The organism is Mesorhizobium sp. CA12, assembly GCF_020165255.1.
Lineage (GTDB): Bacteria > Pseudomonadota > Alphaproteobacteria > Rhizobiales > Rhizobiaceae > Mesorhizobium.
Window position 1 is genome coordinate 92,515 of sequence record NZ_JAIUHT010000014.1, and the last position, 19,686, is coordinate 112,200.

The 19,686-nt window shown below is 63.7% G+C and carries 17 protein-coding genes; 15 read left to right on the top strand and 2 right to left on the bottom strand.

What is annotated here, in order from left to right:
* The first annotated feature begins 20 nt into the window (after positions 1–20).
* The 3 genes from LB520_RS22035 (at position 21) to gndA (ending at position 3,907) form a co-directional block, all read left to right on the top strand.
* Positions 21–539, top strand: coding sequence for a YcnI family protein (locus tag LB520_RS22035; RefSeq protein WP_224639230.1), 519 nt, complete (start codon positions 21–23; stop codon positions 537–539).
* An 86-nt stretch (positions 540–625) separates the two neighbouring features.
* Complete coding sequence (locus tag LB520_RS22040) at positions 626–2,230, top strand: copper resistance CopC/CopD family protein (RefSeq protein WP_411969927.1); 1,605 nt, start codon at positions 626–628, stop codon at positions 2,228–2,230.
* Positions 2,231–2,419: 189 nt separating this feature from the next.
* Entirely contained in the window at positions 2,420–3,907 is a 1,488-nt protein-coding gene (gene gndA / locus LB520_RS22045) for an NADP-dependent phosphogluconate dehydrogenase (protein ID WP_224639389.1), read from the top strand.
* A 133-nt stretch (positions 3,908–4,040) separates the two neighbouring features.
* On the opposite strand, the gene LB520_RS22050 is transcribed toward gndA, so the two are convergent.
* Complete coding sequence (locus tag LB520_RS22050; RefSeq protein ID WP_224639235.1) at positions 4,041–5,087, bottom strand: LacI family transcriptional regulator; 1,047 nt, start codon at positions 5,085–5,087, stop codon at positions 4,041–4,043.
* 384 nt (positions 5,088–5,471) lie between these two features.
* Here LB520_RS22050 and LB520_RS22055 point away from each other — a divergent pair, with 384 nt between their 5' ends.
* From LB520_RS22055 to LB520_RS22090, 8 genes are all read left to right on the top strand, one after another.
* Positions 5,472–6,710: an ABC transporter substrate-binding protein gene (locus LB520_RS22055; RefSeq protein WP_140674079.1), complete on the top strand. Its 1,239-nt coding sequence runs from the start codon at positions 5,472–5,474 to the stop codon at positions 6,708–6,710.
* A gap of 85 nt (positions 6,711–6,795) precedes the next feature.
* Positions 6,796–7,689, top strand: coding sequence for a carbohydrate ABC transporter permease (locus LB520_RS22060; RefSeq protein ID WP_224548181.1), 894 nt, complete (start codon positions 6,796–6,798; stop codon positions 7,687–7,689).
* Positions 7,682–8,614 (top strand): carbohydrate ABC transporter permease, encoded by a 933-nt coding sequence (locus tag LB520_RS22065; RefSeq protein ID WP_224639237.1) that lies wholly within the window; start codon positions 7,682–7,684, stop codon positions 8,612–8,614. Before LB520_RS22060 ends, LB520_RS22065 begins: the two co-directional genes overlap by 8 nt.
* A 2-nt stretch (positions 8,615–8,616) precedes the next feature.
* Positions 8,617–9,717: an ABC transporter ATP-binding protein gene (locus LB520_RS22070; protein WP_224639239.1), complete on the top strand. Its 1,101-nt coding sequence runs from the start codon at positions 8,617–8,619 to the stop codon at positions 9,715–9,717.
* A 24-nt stretch (positions 9,718–9,741) separates the two neighbouring features.
* Positions 9,742–10,494: a sugar phosphate isomerase/epimerase family protein gene (locus LB520_RS22075; RefSeq protein WP_224639250.1), complete on the top strand. Its 753-nt coding sequence runs from the start codon at positions 9,742–9,744 to the stop codon at positions 10,492–10,494.
* A gap of 5 nt (positions 10,495–10,499) precedes the next feature.
* Positions 10,500–11,642: a Gfo/Idh/MocA family protein gene (locus LB520_RS22080; RefSeq protein ID WP_095769230.1), complete on the top strand. Its 1,143-nt coding sequence runs from the start codon at positions 10,500–10,502 to the stop codon at positions 11,640–11,642.
* A 111-nt stretch (positions 11,643–11,753) separates the two neighbouring features.
* Complete coding sequence (gene mgrA, locus LB520_RS22085) at positions 11,754–12,800, top strand: L-glyceraldehyde 3-phosphate reductase (protein ID WP_224639252.1); 1,047 nt, start codon at positions 11,754–11,756, stop codon at positions 12,798–12,800.
* Positions 12,801–13,050: 250 nt separating this feature from the next.
* Positions 13,051–13,455 (top strand): Fur family transcriptional regulator, encoded by a 405-nt coding sequence (locus LB520_RS22090; protein ID WP_042640862.1) that lies wholly within the window; start codon positions 13,051–13,053, stop codon positions 13,453–13,455.
* A 240-nt stretch (positions 13,456–13,695) separates the two neighbouring features.
* Here LB520_RS22090 and polA read toward each other — a convergent pair whose 3' ends face one another.
* Positions 13,696–16,659, bottom strand: coding sequence for a DNA polymerase I (gene polA / locus LB520_RS22095; protein WP_224639255.1), 2,964 nt, complete (start codon positions 16,657–16,659; stop codon positions 13,696–13,698).
* A gap of 426 nt (positions 16,660–17,085) precedes the next feature.
* Here polA and LB520_RS22100 point away from each other — a divergent pair, with 426 nt between their 5' ends.
* From LB520_RS22100 to LB520_RS22115, 4 genes are all read left to right on the top strand, one after another.
* Positions 17,086–18,471 carry a M20/M25/M40 family metallo-hydrolase gene (locus tag LB520_RS22100; RefSeq protein ID WP_224639257.1) on the top strand — a complete coding sequence of 462 codons (1,386 nt, stop codon included), beginning with the start codon at positions 17,086–17,088 and terminating at the stop codon, positions 18,469–18,471.
* A gap of 136 nt (positions 18,472–18,607) precedes the next feature.
* Entirely contained in the window at positions 18,608–19,228 is a 621-nt protein-coding gene (locus LB520_RS22105) for a ribonuclease D (protein ID WP_095769235.1), read from the top strand.
* A gap of 39 nt (positions 19,229–19,267) precedes the next feature.
* Positions 19,268–19,474, top strand: a complete 207-nt coding sequence (locus LB520_RS22110; RefSeq protein ID WP_224639258.1) for a hypothetical protein — start codon at positions 19,268–19,270, stop codon at positions 19,472–19,474.
* A 60-nt stretch (positions 19,475–19,534) separates the two neighbouring features.
* Positions 19,535–19,681 (top strand): hypothetical protein, encoded by a 147-nt coding sequence (locus tag LB520_RS22115; RefSeq protein ID WP_095769237.1) that lies wholly within the window; start codon positions 19,535–19,537, stop codon positions 19,679–19,681.
* The last annotated feature ends 5 nt before the right edge of the window (positions 19,682–19,686 follow it).

Below are 19,686 nucleotides of genomic sequence, written 5' to 3' on the forward strand. Positions count from 1 at the left end.
CGAAATCAGAGGCACAATTCATGAAGAAGTATGTTTTGGCGGCGGGCGCGCTTTGCGCGCTCGGGACCAATGCCGCGCTCGCCCACATCACGCTCGACACGCAGGAAGCGGCCGTCGGCTCGACCTACAAGGCCGTCTTGCGCGTGCCGCATGGCTGCGAGGGCAAGGCAACGACCGCGGTGCGCGTGCAGATACCCGAAGGCGTCATAGCGGTGAAGCCGATGCCCAAGCCCGGCTGGACGCTGCAGGTCAAGAAGGGCAGATACGAGAAATCCTACCAGCTCTATGGCGAGACCTTGACCACCGGCGTGAAGGAAATCGACTGGAGCGGCGGCAATCTGCCCGACGAATTCTATGACGAGTTCGTCTTCCGCGCCTCGCTGGCGGCCGATCTGCCGGCCGGCCAGATGCTCTATTTCCCGGTGGTGCAGGAATGCGGCGACGCCGCCGAGCGCTGGATCGAGATCCCGGCGGCCGGCCAGGACGAGGACGCCTTGGAAACGCCTGCGCCCGGCATCAAATTGCTGCCGAAGAAATGATCTCTGTTGGCGCGCTCCCTCGGGGCGCGCCACCACATTCCCATCAAGACGGCATGAACGCAGCACAGTCTTTCCCCGCGAACCGCATGGCCGGCCGGCATATCGGCCTGCTTGCCTGGCTGTTCGCAGCGCTCATGACGATGGCGGTGCTGGCGATGCCCGGCCGAGCCTTGGCGCATGCGGCGCTCGTCGCGACCGACCCGGCTGACGGCGCCGTGCTGACGCAAAGTCCCGGCAAATTCTCGCTGACCTTCAGCGAGCCCGTCTCGCCGCTGGTGCTGACGCTTGTGCGGCCGGACGGCTCGCAGCTTGCGCTGACATCCTTCCGCCTCAAGGACCAGACCGTCGAGATCGACAATCCCGATGCGCTCAAATCCGGCACGCATGTGCTGAGTTGGCGGGTCGTTTCGGTCGACGGCCATCCGGTAGGCGGCTCGGCGCTGTTTTCCATAGGAGCGCCAAGCGCGGCACCAGTGGCGGGTGAGGCCGTCGACTGGACGCTGCGGGCAGCGATCTGGCTCGGCAAGCTGTTTCTCTATGCCGGCCTTTTTCTCGGCATCGGCGGCGCGTTCGCACTTGCCTGGCTCGCCGAGGACCGGTGCCGCGGCCGACGCTTCGTCAGCGCGGCGCTTCTTATCGGTCTCGTCGGAGCGCCGCTTTCGCTCGGCCTGCAGGGGCTGGATGCGCTCGGCGCGCCGCTCGCCCGGTTTGCGACACCGGCTGTCTGGAAGACCGCGCTCGAGACGAGCTTCGTCTGGACGGTGCTGCTCGGCCTGATCGCGCTCGGCTCGGCTTTGCTTTCTCTTGCCGGACCGTCGGGCTTGCGCAAGCTGGCGGCGTCTGTACCACTGCTCGGTGTTGGCGCGGCCCTTGCCGCGAGCGGTCACGCCAGCGCCGCCGAACCGCAATGGCTGACGCGGCCGCTGGTATTCCTGCACGGCACCGCGATCGCCTTCTGGGCCGGCGCGCTGGCGCCGCTCGGCCTCGCGCTGCGGCAGCAGCCGGCGGAAGCGAAGGTCTTTCTGCGGCGCTTCTCGCGCGCGATCCTGCCGGTCGTGGCTGTCCTTGCCGCCAGCGGCATCGTGCTGGCGATCATCCAAGTGCAGCAGCCGGCGGCGCTGATCCATACCGCTTATGGCCGGCTGCTGCTGCTCAAGCTCACGCTGCTGCTCTTCCTGTTCACGTTGGCCGCCATCAACCGCTGGACGTTGACCGCGCCCGCCGAGGCCGGCGACACCGAGGTGCAGCGGCGGATGGCGCGCTCGATCGGCATCGAGGTGGTCATCGTGCTTGCCATTTTCGGCGTCGCCGCCGGCTGGCGCTTCACCCCGCCGCCACGCGCGCTGGCGATCGCCGCCGCGCAGCCGGTGTCGATCCACGTCCATGCGCTGAAGGCGATGGCCGATCTCAGCATCACGCCAGGCCATGCCGGCGAGGTCGCCGCTTCGATTATGATCATGACCGGCGATTTCGGGCCTCTCGACGCCAAGGCGGTGACGCTGGTGCTGTCGAAGCCGGATTCCGGCATCGAGCCGATCAAGTGGCCGGCGAGAAAACCCGGCGACGGCACCTGGCGTATCGACAATCTCGCTATCCCGCTTCCCGGCCGCTGGAACGCCCGGCTCGATATCCTCGTTTCGGACTTCGAGGTGGTGAAGGTCGAGGCGCCAATTAATATTCGCGCAGAGTGAAATTGAGAGTGAATGGTGAATAGTGAATGGTGAATAGCAGGCGATTTTCGTTTCCGCGTCGCGACGACGTTCGCCTGTCCATTTCACTATTCACCATTCACCATTTCGCCCTCAGTCTTCACCCTTGGTCTCACCGACCTCGACACAATTCTGCGAGACGGTTGACGCCGCCGCCAAGGCCCGTCATTCATCTGGGAAAGGCGTTCTCCAGGACGCAGCCTACAAGAAGCATCCGAACGCAGGGAAGAAACGATGGAAAAAGCCGAAATCGGCCTGATCGGCCTTGGCACGATGGGTTCCAACCTGGCGCTCAACATCGCCGAGCACGGGCACCGCATCGCAGTCTTCAACCGCACGCCGTCGCGCACCGACGCCTTTGTCGAGAGTGCCGGTTCGCTGAAGGACATGGTCGTTCCCTGCTACAGCCTGGAGGAGCTCGCCGCCGCGATCCGGCCTCCGCGGCCGATCATCATCATGGTGCTGGCCGGCAAGCCGGTCGACGAGCAGATCGCGGCGCTGCGCGGCGTGCTGTCGGCCAACGACATCGTGATCGATGCCGGCAACGCCAATTTCCGCGACACGATGCGCCGCTTCTCGGAGCTGTCCGGCTCGGGCCTGACCTTTATCGGCATGGGCGTGTCGGGCGGCGAGGAGGGCGCGCGGCACGGCCCCTCGATCATGGTCGGCGGCACTGAGGAGTCCTGGAAGCGCGTCGAGAAAGTGCTGACGGCGATCTCGGCCAAGTTCAAGGGCGAGCCCTGCGCCGCCTGGCTCGGCACCGACGGCGCCGGCCATTTCGTCAAGACCATCCACAACGGCATCGAATATGCCGACATGCAGATGATCGCCGAGATCTACGGCATCTTGCGCGACGGCCTCGGCATGGCGCCGAAGGAGATCGGCAAGGTCTTCGAAGAATGGAACAAGGGCCGGCTCAATTCCTACCTGATCGAGATCACCGCAAAAGTTCTCGCCGCCGACGATCCCAAGACCGGCAAGCCGGTTGCCGACATCATCCTCGACCGCGCCGGGCAGAAGGGCACCGGCAAATGGTCGGTCATCGAAGCGCAGCAGCTCGGCATTCCGGCGACGGCGATCGAGGCGGCGGTCGCGGCGCGCGTGCTGTCCTCGATCAAGGATGAGCGGCAGGCGGCGGAAAAGGCCTATGGCAATATCGGCGTCGAAAAGATTTCCGGCGACAGCGGCGCGCTGCTCAAGGACCTGGAGTTGGCATTGTTCGCCGGCAAGATCGCGGCTTACGCGCAAGGTTTCGCGGTGATGAGCGGCGCCTCCAAGGAATTCAACTGGAATCTGCCCATGCCGACCATCGCCAAGATCTGGCGCGCCGGCTGCATCATCCGCTCGCAGATGCTGGACACGATGGCCGAGGCCTTCGGCTCAGGCAGCGCTTCCACCAATCTGCTGATGGCGCCGGCCTTCATTGCCATGATGAAGGAGGCGCATCCGTCGCTGAGGCGCATCGTGGCGCGCGCCTCCGAGGCCGGCTCGCCGGTGCCGGCGCTGTCGTCGGCGCTCGCCTATTTCGACAGCTACCGCCAAGGACGCGGCACCTCGAACCTGATCCAGGCGCAGCGCGACTTCTTCGGCGCGCACGGCTTCGAGCGCATCGGGGAAGAGGGGGCGTTTCATGGCCCATGGGGGAGTGGGGCCGCCTAGGGCCAGGTGAGGCCGGCCTGCAAATGGCGGCTTCCTGCGCTTCCGGTGCTCACGTACTTTAAGTACGCTCCGCTCCGGTTCTCGGAAGCCACCATTTTCGACTCGGCCTGACCTGCCCCTCAAGTCGCGCCAGTCAGCCGCGATAGGGCAAAACCTCGCTCGGCGTGCTGAGCGATTGCAGCGTGCCTGGATCGGCGCCGCCGATCCAGCCGAGCACGGCGCGGGCGAGCTCGGAGCCGGCGAGCCGGAAATTCTCGTTGACGACGAGCAGCTCTCGCCGGAACAGATGCAGCAGTTCCGACGATTGTTTCGACACCACGTCGACGTCGCGGCCGAGCTTCAGCCCGGCATCCTCGATGCCGGCCACGATGGCGAGTGTCGCGGCGGCGGCGCTGCTGACAAAGCCGTCCGGACGGTCCTTGCGCCGCATCAATTGCGCGGTCCGCATCCTGATCTGCTCGATCGACTGATCGATAGAGACGGTGTTGAACGGCACCTCGCTGGCACCCACCTCACTCAGCGCATCGGCAAAGCCGGCGACCGTATGGCCGTGATAGGTGAGGCCGGCCGGAGGCGTCACCAGGGCAAGCCGGTGGCGGCCCCTGCCGGCGAGGTAGCGGACGGCTTCGCCGGCAAAGGCATAATTGTCGAAGTCGTGATAGGGATGCACCAGCCCCATGTCGGTGCGGCCATGCGTGGCGAAGGGAATGCCGCGCTCCAGCATATAGCGCGCCCGTGGATCGTTGGGCTGGGTGCGCGAGATGATGACGCCGTCGGCCGAGCCCGTCTCGACCAGATAGCGCACCGGGTCCAGCGGATCCTGCGAGCGCGAATAGGGCGTGACGATCAGATGGTAGGGCGTGTCGGCGATCACCTCGGTGACGCCGTAGATGATGTCCGAGACGAAGCTCATGAGCTCGTGCTCGGTGTTCAGCACAAGCGATATCACGTTGGTCTTGCCGGTTCTCAAGCGCACGCCGGCGCGGTTCGGGCGATAGCCGATCTGCTTGGCGACGAGCTGGACGCGGCGCCTGGTCTCGGCGCCGATCTCGGGCGCATCCTTCAGCGCGCGCGAGACTGTCGTGACGCCCAGCCCGGTCATGAAGGCAAGCGTCTTCAACGTCGGCCGTTCCTTGCCCGACGTGTCGTCGTCGCCCTTCTTCGTTATCCGTCTATCCATCGTCCCGCCCGTCAGGCGCATAGCAGTCGCGGGGCCGACCGGCAATCGTGCGGCGGTGACATTTGCGCGACCTTCAGTTTGCGGCTCGGCTCAATATACTGAAACGTTACAGATTGCCAATCTTCGTGATCAACCGGCAAGGTCGCGCCGCCGGCATCGCGGATGCGGAGAGGAGCCGAAAGCCGCTGGAATCACAAAGAAATATCGGTCTGGGCCTTCTTTTGGCACCAATCGACTGATCTGACACCGACATTGCCGCCTCGGGAGAAAGATTTTGTTCGCGTCGCGAAAAAATCTTGGCCGGCCTCAAGGCGAGGGGTTGCCTGGGCGGATCATTTGCCGTATCGAAAATCTGTAACGTTTCAGATTCTGGGAGGAGCCGAAATGCGATACAAATTCCTGACTGCTGCCTTTGCCGCGACAGTTGCGCTCAATTTCGCCGGTCCGGCGGCCGCGACCGACCTGGAAGTCACCCATTGGTGGACTTCCGGCGGCGAGGCGGCAGCGGTGGCCGAGCTTGCCAAGGCTTTCGACGCGACGGGCAACCACTGGGTCGACGGCGCCATTGCAGGCTCCGGCGGCACGGCGCGGCCGATCATGATCAGCCGCATCACCGGCGGCGATCCAATGGGCGCCACCCAGTTCAACCACGGCCGCCAGGCCGAGGAACTGGTGCAGGCCGGGCTGATGCGCGACCTCACCGATATCGCCACCAAGGACAAGTGGACGGAGATCGTGCGGCCGAAGAGCCTGCTTGATAGTTGCACCATCGACGGCAAGATCTATTGCGTGCCGGTCAATATCCATTCCTGGCAGTGGCTGTGGCTCTCCAACGAGGCCTTCCAGAAGGCCGGCCTGCCTGTGCCGAAGGACTGGAATGAATTCGTGGCGGATGCGCCGGCGCTGGAAAAGGCGGGCATCATTCCGCTCGCGGTCGGCGGACAGGCGTGGCAAGCCTCGGGCGCCTTCGACGTGCTGATGGCCGCGACCGGGGGCACCGACACGTTCCTCAAGGTCTACAAGGACAAGGACGCCACCTTCGCGGCAGGCCCGGAGATCGCCAAGGTGTTCAAGGCGGCGGACGACGCCCGCAAGATGGCCAAGAACACCAATGTGCAGGACTGGAACCAGGCCACCAATCTGGTCATCACCGGCAAGGCCGCCGGCCAGATCATGGGCGACTGGGCGCAGGGCGAGTTCCAGGTTGCCGGCAAGACGGCCGGCAAGGACTATACCTGCCTGCCCGGCCTCGGCCTGAACGAAGTCATTGCCACGGGCGGCGATGCCTTCTACTTCCCGCTGCTCAAGGATGAGGCAAAGACGAAGGCGCAGGCGGTGCTCGCCGAGACCTTGCTCGATCCGAAGACCCAGGTCGCCTTCAACCTCAAGAAGGGCTCGCTGCCGGTGCGTGGCGACGTCGACCTCAACGCGGCGAACGACTGCATGAAGAAGGGCCTCGCCATCCTCGCCAAGGGCGCCGTCATGCCGTGGACGGACCAACTGCTTTCGCAGGACAGCCAGAAGCAGAAGGAGGACCTGTTCTCCGAGTTCTTCGCCAAGCCGGACATGACGGTCGAAGAGGCGCAGAAGCGCTTCGCCGCCATCATCGCTTCGGCCGATTGATCTACCGGCGCCCCGCCAGCTCCCGGTCCCTGCCTAACGGGGGTCGGGAGCATGATGTCCTCATTGCCCCAGCCCGGCTGTCGAGATGAGCAATAGCGAACGTCCCAACCAGCTTTTCCGTAACCTCAATGCGAAGATCGCATCGATTCCGATGGTGCTCACCGCGCTTGTGGTGTTCGTCGGCGGCACGGCCTGGACGGTTCTCTACTCCTTCACCAATTCGAAGCTGCTGCCACGGCTCAACTTCGTCGGCCTCGACCAGTATTATCGGTTGTGGGCGACGCCGCGCTGGCTGATCTCGATCGAGAACCTCCTGATCTACGGCGTGATCTCGCTGGTGTTCTCGCTGGTGATCGGCTTCGTCCTGGCGGCGCTCCTCGACCAGAAGATCCGCTTCGAGGATACGTTCCGCACCATCTTCCTCTATCCATTCGCGCTGTCCTTCATCGTCACCGGGTTGGTCTGGCAATGGCTGCTCAACCCGGATTTCGGCATCCAGCGCGTCGTGCGCGACCTCGGCTGGACGGGCTTCAGCTTCGACCCGCTCTATAATTCCAGCATCGTTATCTACGGCATTTCCATCGCCGCGCTCTGGCAGGGCACGGGGCTGATCATGTGCCTGATGCTTGCCGGCCTGCGCGGCATCGACGAAGACATATGGAAGGCGGCGCGAGTGGACGGCATCCCGATGTGGAAGACCTACGTGTTCATCGTCATCCCGATGATGCGGCCGGTCTTCATCACCACGCTGGTCATCATCGCCGCCGGCATCGTCAAGGTCTATGACCTCGTCGTGGCGCAGACCAGCGGCGGGCCGGGCATCGCCTCCGAAGTGCCGGCAAAATACGTCTACGACTACATGTTCTTCGCCCAGAATCTCGGCCAGGGTTTCGCCGCCTCGACCATGATGCTGCTCTCGGTGATGATCGTCATCGTGCCATGGGCCTATCTCGAATTCGGAGGCCGCCGGCGTGGTTGATGTCGCTGCCTCCCCATCTGATGCGGGCGTCCTTCGGCGCGACGAAGCCGGGCCTGCCGGCGCGAAGCCGCGGCATGCGCTCTCGCGCCGCAACATCTTCCTCTACGGCACGCTGATCGTGGTGGCGCTCTATTACCTTTTGCCGCTCTACGTGATGATCGTCACGTCGCTCAAGGGCATGCCGGAAATCCGCCTCGGCAACATCTTCTCGCCGCCGGTGGAAATCACCTTCGAACCCTGGGTGAAAGCCTGGGCGACCGCCTGCACCGGCCTCAACTGCGACGGGCTTTCGCGCGGTTTCTGGAATTCGGTGCGCATCACCGTGCCGTCGGTGCTGCTGTCGATCGCGATCGCCTCGGTGAACGGCTATGCCTTGGCCAACTGGCGCTTCAAGGGCGCCGACACCTTCTTCATCATCCTGATCGTCGGCGCCTTTATCCCCTACCAGGTGATGATCTACCCGATCGTCATCATCCTGCGCGAGGTCGGCATATACGGCACGCTGACCGGCCTTGTGATCGTGCATTCGATCTTCGGCATGCCGATCCTGACGCTCTTGTTCCGCAACTATTTCACGTCGATGCCGGAGGAACTGTTCCGCGCGGCGCGCGTCGACGGCGCCGGTTTCTGGGGCATCTATCTGCGCATCATGCTGCCGATGTCGCTGCCGATCTTCGTCGTCGCCATCATCCTGCAGGTCACCGGCATCTGGAACGACTTCCTGTTCGGCGTCGTCTACACGCGCCCCGACACCTACCCGATGACGGTGCAGCTCAACAACATCGTCAATTCGGTGCAGGGCGTGAAGGAATACAACGTCAACATGGCCGCGACGATCCTCACCGGACTCGTTCCGCTCATCGTCTATTTCATTTCCGGCAAGCTCTTCGTGCGCGGCATCGCGGCCGGCGCAGTGAAAGGATGATGATGGCAGCGGCAATCGCCAATCCCAGCGTTTCGATCCAGGACCTGTCGCTCAATTTCGGTGTGATGTCGGTGCTGAAAACGCTCAATCTCGACGTCGCCGAGGGCGAGTTCATCGTGCTTCTGGGACCGTCCGGCTGCGGCAAATCCACCTTGCTCAACTGCATCGCCGGCCTGCTCGACATTTCGGAAGGCCGCATCTTCATCAAGGGCAAGAACGTCACCTGGGAGGAGCCTAAGGACCGCGGCATCGGCATGGTGTTCCAGTCCTACGCGCTCTATCCGCAGATGACGGTCGAGAAGAACCTGTCCTTCGGTCTCCGCGTTGCCGGCCTGGCCAAGGACGAGATCGCCAGGCGCATCGCACGCGCCGCCGAGATCCTGCAGATCGAGCCGCTGTTGCAGCGCAAGCCCTCGGCGCTCTCCGGCGGCCAGCGCCAGCGCGTAGCGATCGGGCGGGCACTGGTGCGCGACGTCGACGTCTTCCTGTTCGACGAGCCGCTCTCCAATCTCGATGCCAAGCTGCGGGCGGAACTGCGCGTCGAGATCAAGCTGCTGCACCGCAAGCTCGAAAACACCATGATCTACGTCACCCACGACCAGATCGAGGCAATGACGCTCGCCGACCGCATCGCGGTGATGAAGGGCGGCGTCATCCAGCAGCTCGACGCGCCGCAGACCATCTACAACCGTCCGGTCAATCGCTTCGTTGCCGGCTTCCTCGGCTCGCCGGCGATGAACTTTGTCGACGGCCATTTGGAAAACGCCGATGGCGGCTGGCATTTTCTCGCCGACGGTCTGAAGATTCCACTCAGTACCTATGATTTCGATCGGCAGCCGGAACCCGGACCAGCCGTGTTCGGCATCAGGCCCGAACATGTGAGTCTGAACAGCGGCGCCGGCTGGCCGTTCTCGGCGGCCAGCAAAGTCGAAGTGGTGGAACCGATGGGCTCTGACACGCTGGTCTGGCTGCAGCTCGCCCAACAGAAATTCAGCGTCCGGGTTACCTCGGAGCGCACGCCCCGGAATGATGAGGCGGTGACCGTCGGCTTCGATCCGATGCGCGCTTCGCTTTTCGACGCCCAGACCGGCAACCGCCTTTAACCTCCCAAGCAGAACGGACAGGACATGAACTGGTCATTCCAACTCTACAGCGCTCGCAATTTTCAACCATGGAACGAAGTGGTGAAAATGCTCGGCGAGCTCGGCTACAGCCAGGTCGAAGGCTTTGGCGGCGTCTATGACGACCCGAAGGCGTTTCGCGCCGAGCTCGACAAGAACGGGCTTGCGATGCCGACCGGGCATTTCTCGATCGAGGCGCTGGAGAACGATTTCGACGGCGTGCGCAAGATCGCCGACGCGCTCGGCATCAGGCTGCTGATCTGCCCCTATCTGATGCCCGATCAGCGGCCGTCCGACGCCGCCGGCTGGCGCGGCTTCGGCGAGCGCCTGGCCAAGGTCGGCGAGGTGGCAAAAAAGGCTGGCTACGGCTTTGCCTGGCACAACCACGATTTCGAGTTCAAGGCGCTTGCGGACGGCTCGCTGCCGCAGGACCACATCCTGTCCGCGGCACCGGACATCGGCTGGGAAATGGACGTCGCCTGGGTGGTGCGCGGCGGCGCCGATCCGCTGCCCTGGATCGAGAAGCATGGCAAGCGGATCGTTGCCGTCCACGTCAAGGACATGGCGAAGCCGGGCGAGGGGCTGGACGAGGACGGCTGGTCCGATGTCGGTCACGGCACGATCGACTGGGCGGGCCTGTTCAAGACGTTGCGCGCCGAGAGCGCGGCGCAGTATTTCGTCATGGAGCAGGACAACCCCAACGACATCGAGCGCTATGCCCGCCGCTCAATCGCAGCAGCCAAGAGCTGGCAGGAGTAATCGAAATGGCAGAAAAACTTGGCATCGGCGTCATCGGCTGCGGCAACATCTCGAAGGCGTATTTCTCGCTGGCGCCGCTGTTCCGCGGCATCAAGATGCGCGCCTGCGCGGATATCAACATGGAGGCCGCGAAAGCGCGGGCGAAGGAGTTCAAGCTGCGCGCCGAGACGGTCAACGACCTGCTCAAGGACGACGAGATCGACATCATCGTCAACCTGACGGTTCCGGCGGTGCACTACGAAATCTCCAAAGCGGTGCTCGATGCCGGCAAGCATGTCTATTCGGAAAAGCCGTTCGTCTTGTCGATCGAGGAAGGGCTCGATCTCAAGAAACGGGCCGAGAAGAAGGGCCTGCGCATCGGTTCGGCGCCGGACACGTTCCTCGGCGGCGCGCACCAACTGGTCCGCGATCTCATCGACAGCGGCAAGCTCGGCGCGATCACCAGCGGCACCTGCCATGTGATGGGCCACGGCATGGAGCACTGGCACCCCAACCCGGATTTCTTCTTCCAGCCGGGCGCCGGCCCGGTGCTCGACATCGGGCCATACTATGTCACCAACCTGATCCAGCTGATCGGGCCGGTGAAGCAGGTGGCCGCCTTCGCAACGACGCCGGCCAAGGAGCGCACCATCAGCTCCAAACCGCGGGCGGGCGAGAAGATCCCGGTGAACACGCCGACCACCATCCATGCGCTGCTCGAATTCGCGAATGGCGCGGTGATCACGCTCAACACCAGCTGGGACGTCTGGAGCCATGGCCACGCGCCGATGGAGCTCTACGGCGAATTGGGCACCGTCTTCGTGCCGGATCCGAATTTCTTCGGCGGCGATGTACGCTTCACCGACTCGGCCAAGCCGGTGAAGAGGCTGCCCAAGTGGAATCATCCGTTCGGCGTGCCGAACGAGATGCACGGCCAGGGCATGATGGCTAATTATCGCACCGCCGGCCTTGCCGACATGGCAATCGCGATTGGCGAAGGGCGGCCGCACCGCTGCTCGATGGAGCTGGCGCTGCACGCCGTCGATGTCATGACAGGCATCCTGCGCTCGGGCGAAAGCGGCAAATATGTCGCCATGCAGACGACCTGCGAGCGGCCGGCCGCGCTCGGCGTCAAGGACGCGAAGGCGTTGCTGGCGAAGAAAAAGTAGGTGGCAACCCCTCTCCCCGTTCCGGCGGGGAGAGGGTAAGGGTTAGGGGCAAGCATCGATTCAAATCAGGTTGGCGGTGGTCGCCGCGCCGTTTCGATCCCGAGGATTCCCATGCCCTATGTCGCCGCCGAAAATCGCTACGAGAAGATGATCTATAACCGCTGCGGACGGTCCGGCCTGAAGCTGCCGGCGATCTCGCTCGGGCTATGGCACAATTTCGGCAGCGACACGCCGCACAGGACCAAGCAGGCGATTGTGCGCAAGGCCTTCGACCTCGGCATCACGCATTTCGATCTCGCCAACAATTACGGCCCGCCGCCCGGTTCGGCCGAAACCGCGTTCGGCGAGATCCTGCGCACCGATTTCGCCGCCTATCGCGACGAGATGATCATCTCGACCAAGGCCGGCTACGAGATGTGGGCCGGTCCGTACGGCGAATGGGGCGGCCGCAAATATGTGCTGGCCAGCCTCGACCAGAGTCTCAAGCGCATGGGGCTCGACTATGTCGATATCTTCTATTCGCACCGTTTCGATCCCGAGACGCCGCTCGAAGAAACGATGGGTGCGCTCGACTACGCGGTGCGCTCGGGCAAGGCGCTCTATGCCGGCATCTCGTCCTACAATTCGCAGCGCACGCGGGAAGCAGCCGACATTTTGCGCCAGCTCGGCACGCCATGCCTCATCCACCAGCCGAGCTATTCGATGCTCAACCGCTGGGTCGAGGAGGATGGGCTGCTCGACACGCTGGAGGGGCTCGGCATCGGCTCGATCGTGTTCTCGCCGCTGGCGCAGGGCATGCTGACCGACAAATATCTCGGCGGCATCCCCGAGGGCAGCCGCGCATCTCAGGGCAAGTCGTTGCGACCGGCCTTCATCAACGACAAGTCGATCGCCAACATCAAGGCGCTCAACGCCATTGCCGGTCGCCGCGGCCAAACCTTGGCGCAGATGGCGCTGGCCTGGGTGCTGCGCAAAGGCCGCGTGACCACGGCGCTGATCGGGGCCAGTCGGCCGGAACAGGTCGAGGATTGCGTCGGCGCGCTCAAGGTGCTCGAGTTCTCCGACACCGAGCTCGCCGAGATCGACAGCCACGCCCGCGAGTCCGACATCAACCTCTGGGCGGCTTCGGCCGAACGCAAGGGGCCGCCGCGCAAGTAGCGATTAGAGCAATTCCAGGAAAAGTGTGAGCGGTTTTCCGCCCGGAATTGCCCCAAAACAAGGAGATAGGGCATTTCGCCGTTTCCGTGAAACGGTGAAATGCCCTAACTGGCGAACCATCTCGTCGGGGCGCGCACCAGAAGGGATGCGCTGCGGAAACAGTGGCAAAATCGCTCGTTCGTCGTTATCTCAGGGGAATTGAAGTCGTTCGCATGCGAGATATGCCGCGAGCGTCGATTGGGCGAACAAGATGACGGCAAGAGATGCGCTGACCAAGAACCAGCTCTGCGTGCTCGAGAAGCTCGAGGCGTCCAGCGGACCGCTCAGCGCCTATACTTTGCTCGACCAGCTGCGCGAGCGCGGTTTCCGCGCGCCGCTGCAGGTCTACCGGGCGCTCGACACGCTGGTGAAGTCCGGCTTCGTGCACCGGCTCGAAAGCCTAAACTCCTTCGTCGCCTGCGCCGAGCCGCACGACCACAGCCATTCGATGACGGCCTTCGCCATTTGCGACAATTGCGGCCAGGTGACCGAGATGTCCGACCACGATGTCGGCCACCGGCTGGACGAATGGGTGCGCTCGACGGGATTTGCCGCCAAGAAGGCGGTGATCGAGTTTCGCGGTGTGTGCGCCAAGTGCAGGGCCGAAGCGGCGTAAGCCTTCACTTCGTCATACTAGGGCGGAGCAAGGAGCGAAGCGACGCGCGCAGACCCTAGTATCCATTCCGTGACATACACGCACCGCCACGGTGCAGAATCTGCATTGACAAGCGGCGTGCTCGGCAAGCTATCCACAACCGCCGCGCACTACGGCGCGCGTCGCGGCATGGATCCTCGGGTCTGCGCGCGTCGCTTCGCTCCTTGCTCCGCCCGTGGATGACGAACGAACGTGAGACGCCTAATGCGCCTCGTCCCAGTTGTCGGCGGCCCGCGCATCGACATGCAGCGGCACCGACATCGAGACCGCCGGCATCGGCGCATTCTCCATCACCTTGCGCACCACGGGGATCGTCGCCTCGACCTCCGCTTCCACCGTTTCGAAGATCAACTCGTCATGCACCTGCAACAGCATACGGGCGGAGAGCTTCGCCTTGTCCAGCGCTTCTTCCATATGCACCATGGCGCGGCGGATAATGTCGGCGGCGGTGCCCTGGAGCCTGGCGTTGATTGAGGCGCGCTCGTTGAAGGCGCGCACCGACGGGTTGGAAGCCCTTATCTCCGGATAGTGGATGCGGCGGCCGAAGATTGTCTCGACGAAACCGTTCTCCCGCGCATAGGCCTTGGTCTCCTCGATATAGTCCCGGATGCCCGGAAAACGCTCGAAATAGCGTTTGATGTAGGCGCCCGCCTCTTCGCGCGGGATCGACAGCTGGTTGGCGAGGCCGAAGGCCGAGATGCCGTAGATGATGCCGAAATTGATCGCCTTGGCGCGCCGGCGCACTTCCGAAGGCATGCCTTCGACCGGCACATTGAACATTTCCGACGCGGTGATGGCATGAATGTCGGCGCCGTCGGCGAAGGCCTGCTTGAGCTGTGGGATCTCGGCGACATGGGCAAGCACGCGCAATTCGATCTGGCTGTAGTCGGCCGAGACCAGCTTGTGGCCTTTCTCCGCAATGAAGGCGGTCCTGATCTTGCGGCCTTCCGCCGTGCGCACCGGGATGTTCTGCAAATTGGGATCGGAGGATGACAGCCGCCCGGTGGTGGTTGCTGCCAGCGCATAGGAAGTGTGGACGCGATTGGTGCCGGGGTTGATGAAACCGGGCAGCGCGTCGGTATAGGTCGACTTCAGCTTGGTGAGCTGGCGCCAGTCGACGATCTTGCGCGGCAGCTCGTGGCCCTCGGCGGCGAGATCTTCTAAAAGCTGGGCCGAGGTCGACCATTGGCCGGTCTTGGTCTTCGAGCCGCCTGGCAGCCCCATCTTGCCGAACAATATGTCGCCGAGCTGTTTCGGCGAGCCGATGTTGATGCGCTCGCCGACGATCCCGTAGATCTCTTCCTCGACGCGGGCCGCGCCTTGAGCCAGCTCGCCGGAAAGCCGCGACAGGATCTGGCGGTCGACCGAGATGCCGCGCTGCTCCATGCGGGCAAGCACGGGCACAAGCGGCCTTTCCAGACGCTCATAGACGGAAACGAGGCCCTTGGCGGCAAGCCTCGGCTTCAGCACCCGCCAGAGCTGCAGCGCCAGATCGGCCTGCTCGCCGGCATAGGCAGTCGCGCGTTCGATATCGACCTGATCGAAGCCGATGGCGCTCTTGCCCGAGCCGGCGAGTTCCTTCTTCGAGGCAGGCGCGTGGCCGAGCCATTTCTCCGACAGCGAGACGAGGTCGTGACCGCCGGATGTGCCGGCATCGAGCACGTAGGAGATCAGCATTGTGTCGTCGAACGGACCGATCTCGATGCCGTGCCGGCTCATCACGACGATGTCGTATTTCATATCCTGGACGATCTTGAGGACCGATCGGTCCTCAAGCAGCGGCTTCAGCAGCGCCAGCGCCTTGCGGACCGGGATCTGGTTCTCCAGCATGCCGCCGCCGAGCAGATCGCCATTGCCGCTCTTGTGGGCGAGCGGCACATAGACGGCGCGGCCAGGCGCGAGCGCCATGGACAGGCCGATCAGGTCCGCCCGCATCGGGTCGGACGAGCTGGTCTCGGCGTCGAACGCAAGGACACCGGCGTCGCGGGCTTCGGCTATCCAGGCCTCGAGCGCGGCCGTGTCGCGGATGGGGGCATAGGCCGAAGGGTCGATCTTGCGAGCGGCCGCCTGCTCCAGCCGCAGGGCAGAGAGGAGCGATGGGGTATCGCCTTGTGGCGGCGCGTCCTCGCCCCTGACCGGCGCCGCCGGCTTTGCGGCATCGTTCGGCGCGGCCGCCGGCCTTGGCACCGGCGGGGCGCCGGCGCCGACATCGGGGCCATGCGCGGTATCGGCGCGCTCGATGGTGACGGCGGTGGCCTGGACGTCGCCAATGTCGGTTGCGGTCGCTTCGGCGACGCGTCGGGTCAGTGTGGTGAACTCCATCGTCTTCAGGAAGCCGATCAGCTTCGGGCCATCCGGCGCATGCAGGACAAGATCGTCCAGCCCTTCCTTCAGCGGCACGTCGTTCTTCAACGTCACCAACTCGCGCGAGATGCGCGCCTTATCGGCATTGGCGATGATGGTCTCGCGCCGTTTCTCCTGCTTGATCTCCGAAGCGCGCGCCAGCAGCCCGTCAAGGTCGCCGAACTGTTCCAGCAATTGCGCCGCGGTCTTCGGGCCGATGCCCGGCACGCCCGGAACATTGTCGACCGAGTCGCCGGTCAGCGCCTGCAGGTCGATCATCTTTTCGGGCGGCACGCCCCATTTCTCGATCACCTCGGGAATGCCGATCTGGCGATCCTTCATCGGGTCGTACATGCCGACCGTCGGACCGACCAACTGCATCAGATCCTTGTCGGAGGAGATGATGGTGGTATCAGCGCCGGCTTCGCAAGCCAGCCGGCAATAAGTCGCGATGATATCGTCGGCTTCAAAACCCTCCGTCTCTATGCAAGGGACATTGAAGGCTGCGGTCGCCTGGCGGATCAGGCCAAATTGCGGGATCAGGTCTTCCGGCGGCGCAGAGCGGTTGGCCTTGTATTCGGGGTAGAGATCGCTGCGGAAGGTTTTCGACGAATAGTCGAAGATGACGGCGAAATGCGTCGGCACCACGCCGACATCGGTGTTGCGGGCGTCCTGCATCAGCTTCCACACCATGTTGCAGAAGCCGAGCACGGCGCTGGTCGGCAGGCCGTCGGATTTGCGGTTGAGCGGCGGCAGCGCGTGATAGGCGCGGAAAATGTAGCCGGAGCCGTCGACGAGGAAGAGGTGATCGCCTTTTTTCATGCCGGCAGGGATAGCGCGGCCCGGCTTCGCGGTCCATGGCTAAGGCTGTGGAACCCACCGGTTCGGGCAACACCCCTGACACATCCTGTCCGGCTGGAAATTTGCCGCTCACGGGTATGTTACAAAAGTGTAATTTTCGTGCCCTTGAATCGCCATGTTCACAGACCCAAATACACGTCATCGGCAGTTTTTCGCCGAAGTCCGGAGTAAGGCCCGTCCCCCGCCTATCCCGGGCAAACTGCGGCAGCCTATCCCCCCTCTCCGGGCTGCCGCAACGTTTCGAGTGGAGACCGCCGTGGTTCCCCCTCCACCACGGCGGTTCTTTTTTGCCTTCAGGCAAGCCTTTGCCGCTTGGTCCAATGATCGCGGGCTTTTCGTTTTCGGCATGGCCCTTTAGGGTCTGCCCAAAATCGAAAGGCAAAAAGCATGTCCAGAATTTCCCCCGTCCTCGACCGTCTCGACCAGAATCTCGACCAGAGCCTGGAGCGGCTGTTCGGCCTGCTCGGCATCAAGTCGATCTCCACCGATCCGGCCTTTGCCGCCGATTGCCGCGCGGGCGCCGAATGGCTGGTCGCCGAGCTCAAGCTGATCGGCTTCGACGCCAGTGTGCGCGATACGCCCGGACATCCGATGGTGGTGGCGCATCACGAGGGACCGGCGGGCGCGCCGCATGTGCTGTTCTATGGCCACTATGACGTCCAGCCGGTCGATCCGATCGAATTGTGGGGAACCGATCCGTTTGCGCCTTCGATCAAGGAGATCGAGCCCGGCCGCAAAGTGATCACCGGGCGCGGCTCGGCCGACGACAAGGGGCAGCTGATGACCTTCGTCGAGGCCTGCCGCGCGTGGAAGCAGGTGCATGGCAACCTGCCTTGCCGCGTCACCATCCTGGTCGAAGGCGAGGAGGAATCCGGCTCGCCGTCGCTGAAGCCGTTCCTGGAAGCCAACGCCGCCGAGCTGAAGGCGGATTTCGCGCTGGTCTGCGACACCAGCATGTGGAACCGCGAGACGCCGTCGATCTGCGTGTCGCTGCGCGGCATGGTTGGCGAGGAGATCACCGTCAAGGCGGCCAATCGCGACCTGCATTCGGGCCTCTATGGCGGCCCGGCCGCCAATCCGATCCGCATCCTGGCCAAGGTGCTGGCGGATATTCACGACAAGGACGGCCGCGTCACCATTGCGGGCTTCTATGACGGCGTCGAGGAGACGCCTAGCCAAGTGCTGAAATCCTGGGAGGGACTTGGCGAGACGGCCGAGACCTTCCTCGGACCGGTCGGCCTCTCCATTCCCGCCGGCGAGAAGGGCCGCTCGGTGCTCGAGCTCACCTGGGCGCGGCCGACCGCGGAATTCAACGGCATCATCGGCGGTTATACCGGCAAGGGTTTCAAGACGGTAATCGCGGCGCAAGCGTCGGCGAAAGTGTCGTTCCGGCTCGTTCACAAGCAGGATCCAAAGAAGATCCGCGCCGCCTTCCAGACCTTCGTGCGCGAACGCATTCCCGGCGACTGCTCGGTCGAATTCCACCCGCATGGCGGCTCGCCGGCGATCCAGCTCTCCTACGACTCGCCGTTCCTGGCCAAGGCCAAGGATGCGCTGTCCGACGAATGGGAGAAGCAGGCGGTCACCACCGGCGGCGGCGGCTCCATTCCCGTGGTCGGCGATTTCCAGACCTATCTCGGCATGGAATCGCTGCTGGTCGGCTTCGGCCTCGACGACGACCGCATTCATTCGCCGAACGAGAAGTATGAGCTGACCTCGTTCCACAAGGGGCAGCGGTCCTGGGCGCGCATTCTCGACGCGCTGACCCGCTGAGCGAAAATCACGAAAACCTTGAAATTCAACTTTCTGTTGATTTTTCTTCGGATCGCGGCGAGGACGAATTAGCTAGCGCGAAGTGCCGCGGCGTTGCGAGGATGCGCAACGCCGCAGCCGCGACCGGGAGAAGAGAATGACCGATATCCGTTTCCACAAAAACGATCTGCCCGACCTGTCGCGCTACAATGTCGGGGCGGTGGCCATCGACACGGAAACGCTGGGGCTCAACCCGCATCGCGACCGGCTCTGCGTGGTGCAGATCTCGCCCGGCGACGGCAGCGCCGATGTCATCCAGATCGCACCAGGCCAGAAGGAGGCGCCGAACCTCGCCAGCCTGTTGCGAAACAACACGATCACCAAGCTGTTTCACTACGGCCGCTTCGACATCGCCGTGCTCTATCATGCCTTCGGCGTGATGGCCGAGCCGGTGTTCTGCACCAAGATCGCCTCACGGCTCACCCGCACCTATACCGACCGCCACGGGCTGAAGGATCTCTGTGGCGAACTGCTCGGCATCGGCCTGTCCAAGGTCCAGCAATCCTCCGACTGGGCGGCCGAGACGCTCTCGCCCGAACAGCTCGAATATGCCGCCTCGGACGTGCTCTACCTGCACAGGTTGCGCGAGGTGCTGGGCGCGCGCCTGGCGCGCGAGAACCGCACCAAGGAGGCGGACGCCTGCTTCCGTTTCCTGCCGACGCGCGCCAAGCTCGACCTTATGGGCTGGGCTGAGGAAGATATTTTCGCACATAGTTGAGGGACGAAGGTCCGTCGACCCAGCCCGTGGAGAAGTGAAATGGCAGAGCGCAAACCGATCGCGAGCGCGCCCAAGGACGGCTCCAAAGTCATGATCATGTGGAAGGACCGCGACGGTGTCGTCAATGAATCCGTCGGGCAATATCGCGACGGCGGCTGGTGGGTCTACACCGACAGCGACACGCAGAAGAAAGTCGAACCGACGAGCTGGCGGCCGGCAACCGATGATGGGGACGACGGCCAGTAGGCGATCCTCACCTGACAATTTCAGGGCGGGCGCGAGGCTTGGCCGCAACAAGGGGGCGCAATGAGACAGAACACGCTCTATCTCATCATCGGGGCGCTGGTCGCGATTGTCATCGCGCTCGGCATCTATGTCTATCGCGAGCAGACCAGGCCGAAAGGCGTCGAGCTCAAGATCGACGACAAGGGCATTTCGATCCAGCAGAATTGACCATG

Coding starts and splice junctions, on each gene's coding strand:
- LB520_RS22035 (WP_224639230.1), top strand. CDS start 21: ATGAAGAAGTATGTTTTGGCGGCGGGCGCGCTTTGCGCGCTCGGGACC.
- LB520_RS22040 (WP_411969927.1), top strand. CDS start 626: ATGGCCGGCCGGCATATCGGCCTGCTTGCCTGGCTGTTCGCAGCGCTC.
- LB520_RS22050 (WP_224639235.1), bottom strand. CDS start 5,087: ATGGATAGACGGATAACGAAGAAGGGCGACGACGACACGTCGGGCAAG.
- LB520_RS22055 (WP_140674079.1), top strand. CDS start 5,472: ATGCGATACAAATTCCTGACTGCTGCCTTTGCCGCGACAGTTGCGCTC.
- LB520_RS22060 (WP_224548181.1), top strand. CDS start 6,796: ATGAGCAATAGCGAACGTCCCAACCAGCTTTTCCGTAACCTCAATGCG.
- LB520_RS22070 (WP_224639239.1), top strand. CDS start 8,617: ATGGCAGCGGCAATCGCCAATCCCAGCGTTTCGATCCAGGACCTGTCG.
- LB520_RS22075 (WP_224639250.1), top strand. CDS start 9,742: ATGAACTGGTCATTCCAACTCTACAGCGCTCGCAATTTTCAACCATGG.
- LB520_RS22080 (WP_095769230.1), top strand. CDS start 10,500: ATGGCAGAAAAACTTGGCATCGGCGTCATCGGCTGCGGCAACATCTCG.
- mgrA (WP_224639252.1), top strand. CDS start 11,754: ATGCCCTATGTCGCCGCCGAAAATCGCTACGAGAAGATGATCTATAAC.
- LB520_RS22090 (WP_042640862.1), top strand. CDS start 13,051: ATGACGGCAAGAGATGCGCTGACCAAGAACCAGCTCTGCGTGCTCGAG.
- polA (WP_224639255.1), bottom strand. CDS start 16,659: ATGAAAAAAGGCGATCACCTCTTCCTCGTCGACGGCTCCGGCTACATT.
- LB520_RS22100 (WP_224639257.1), top strand. CDS start 17,086: ATGTCCAGAATTTCCCCCGTCCTCGACCGTCTCGACCAGAATCTCGAC.
- LB520_RS22105 (WP_095769235.1), top strand. CDS start 18,608: ATGACCGATATCCGTTTCCACAAAAACGATCTGCCCGACCTGTCGCGC.
- LB520_RS22110 (WP_224639258.1), top strand. CDS start 19,268: ATGGCAGAGCGCAAACCGATCGCGAGCGCGCCCAAGGACGGCTCCAAA.
- LB520_RS22115 (WP_095769237.1), top strand. CDS start 19,535: ATGAGACAGAACACGCTCTATCTCATCATCGGGGCGCTGGTCGCGATT.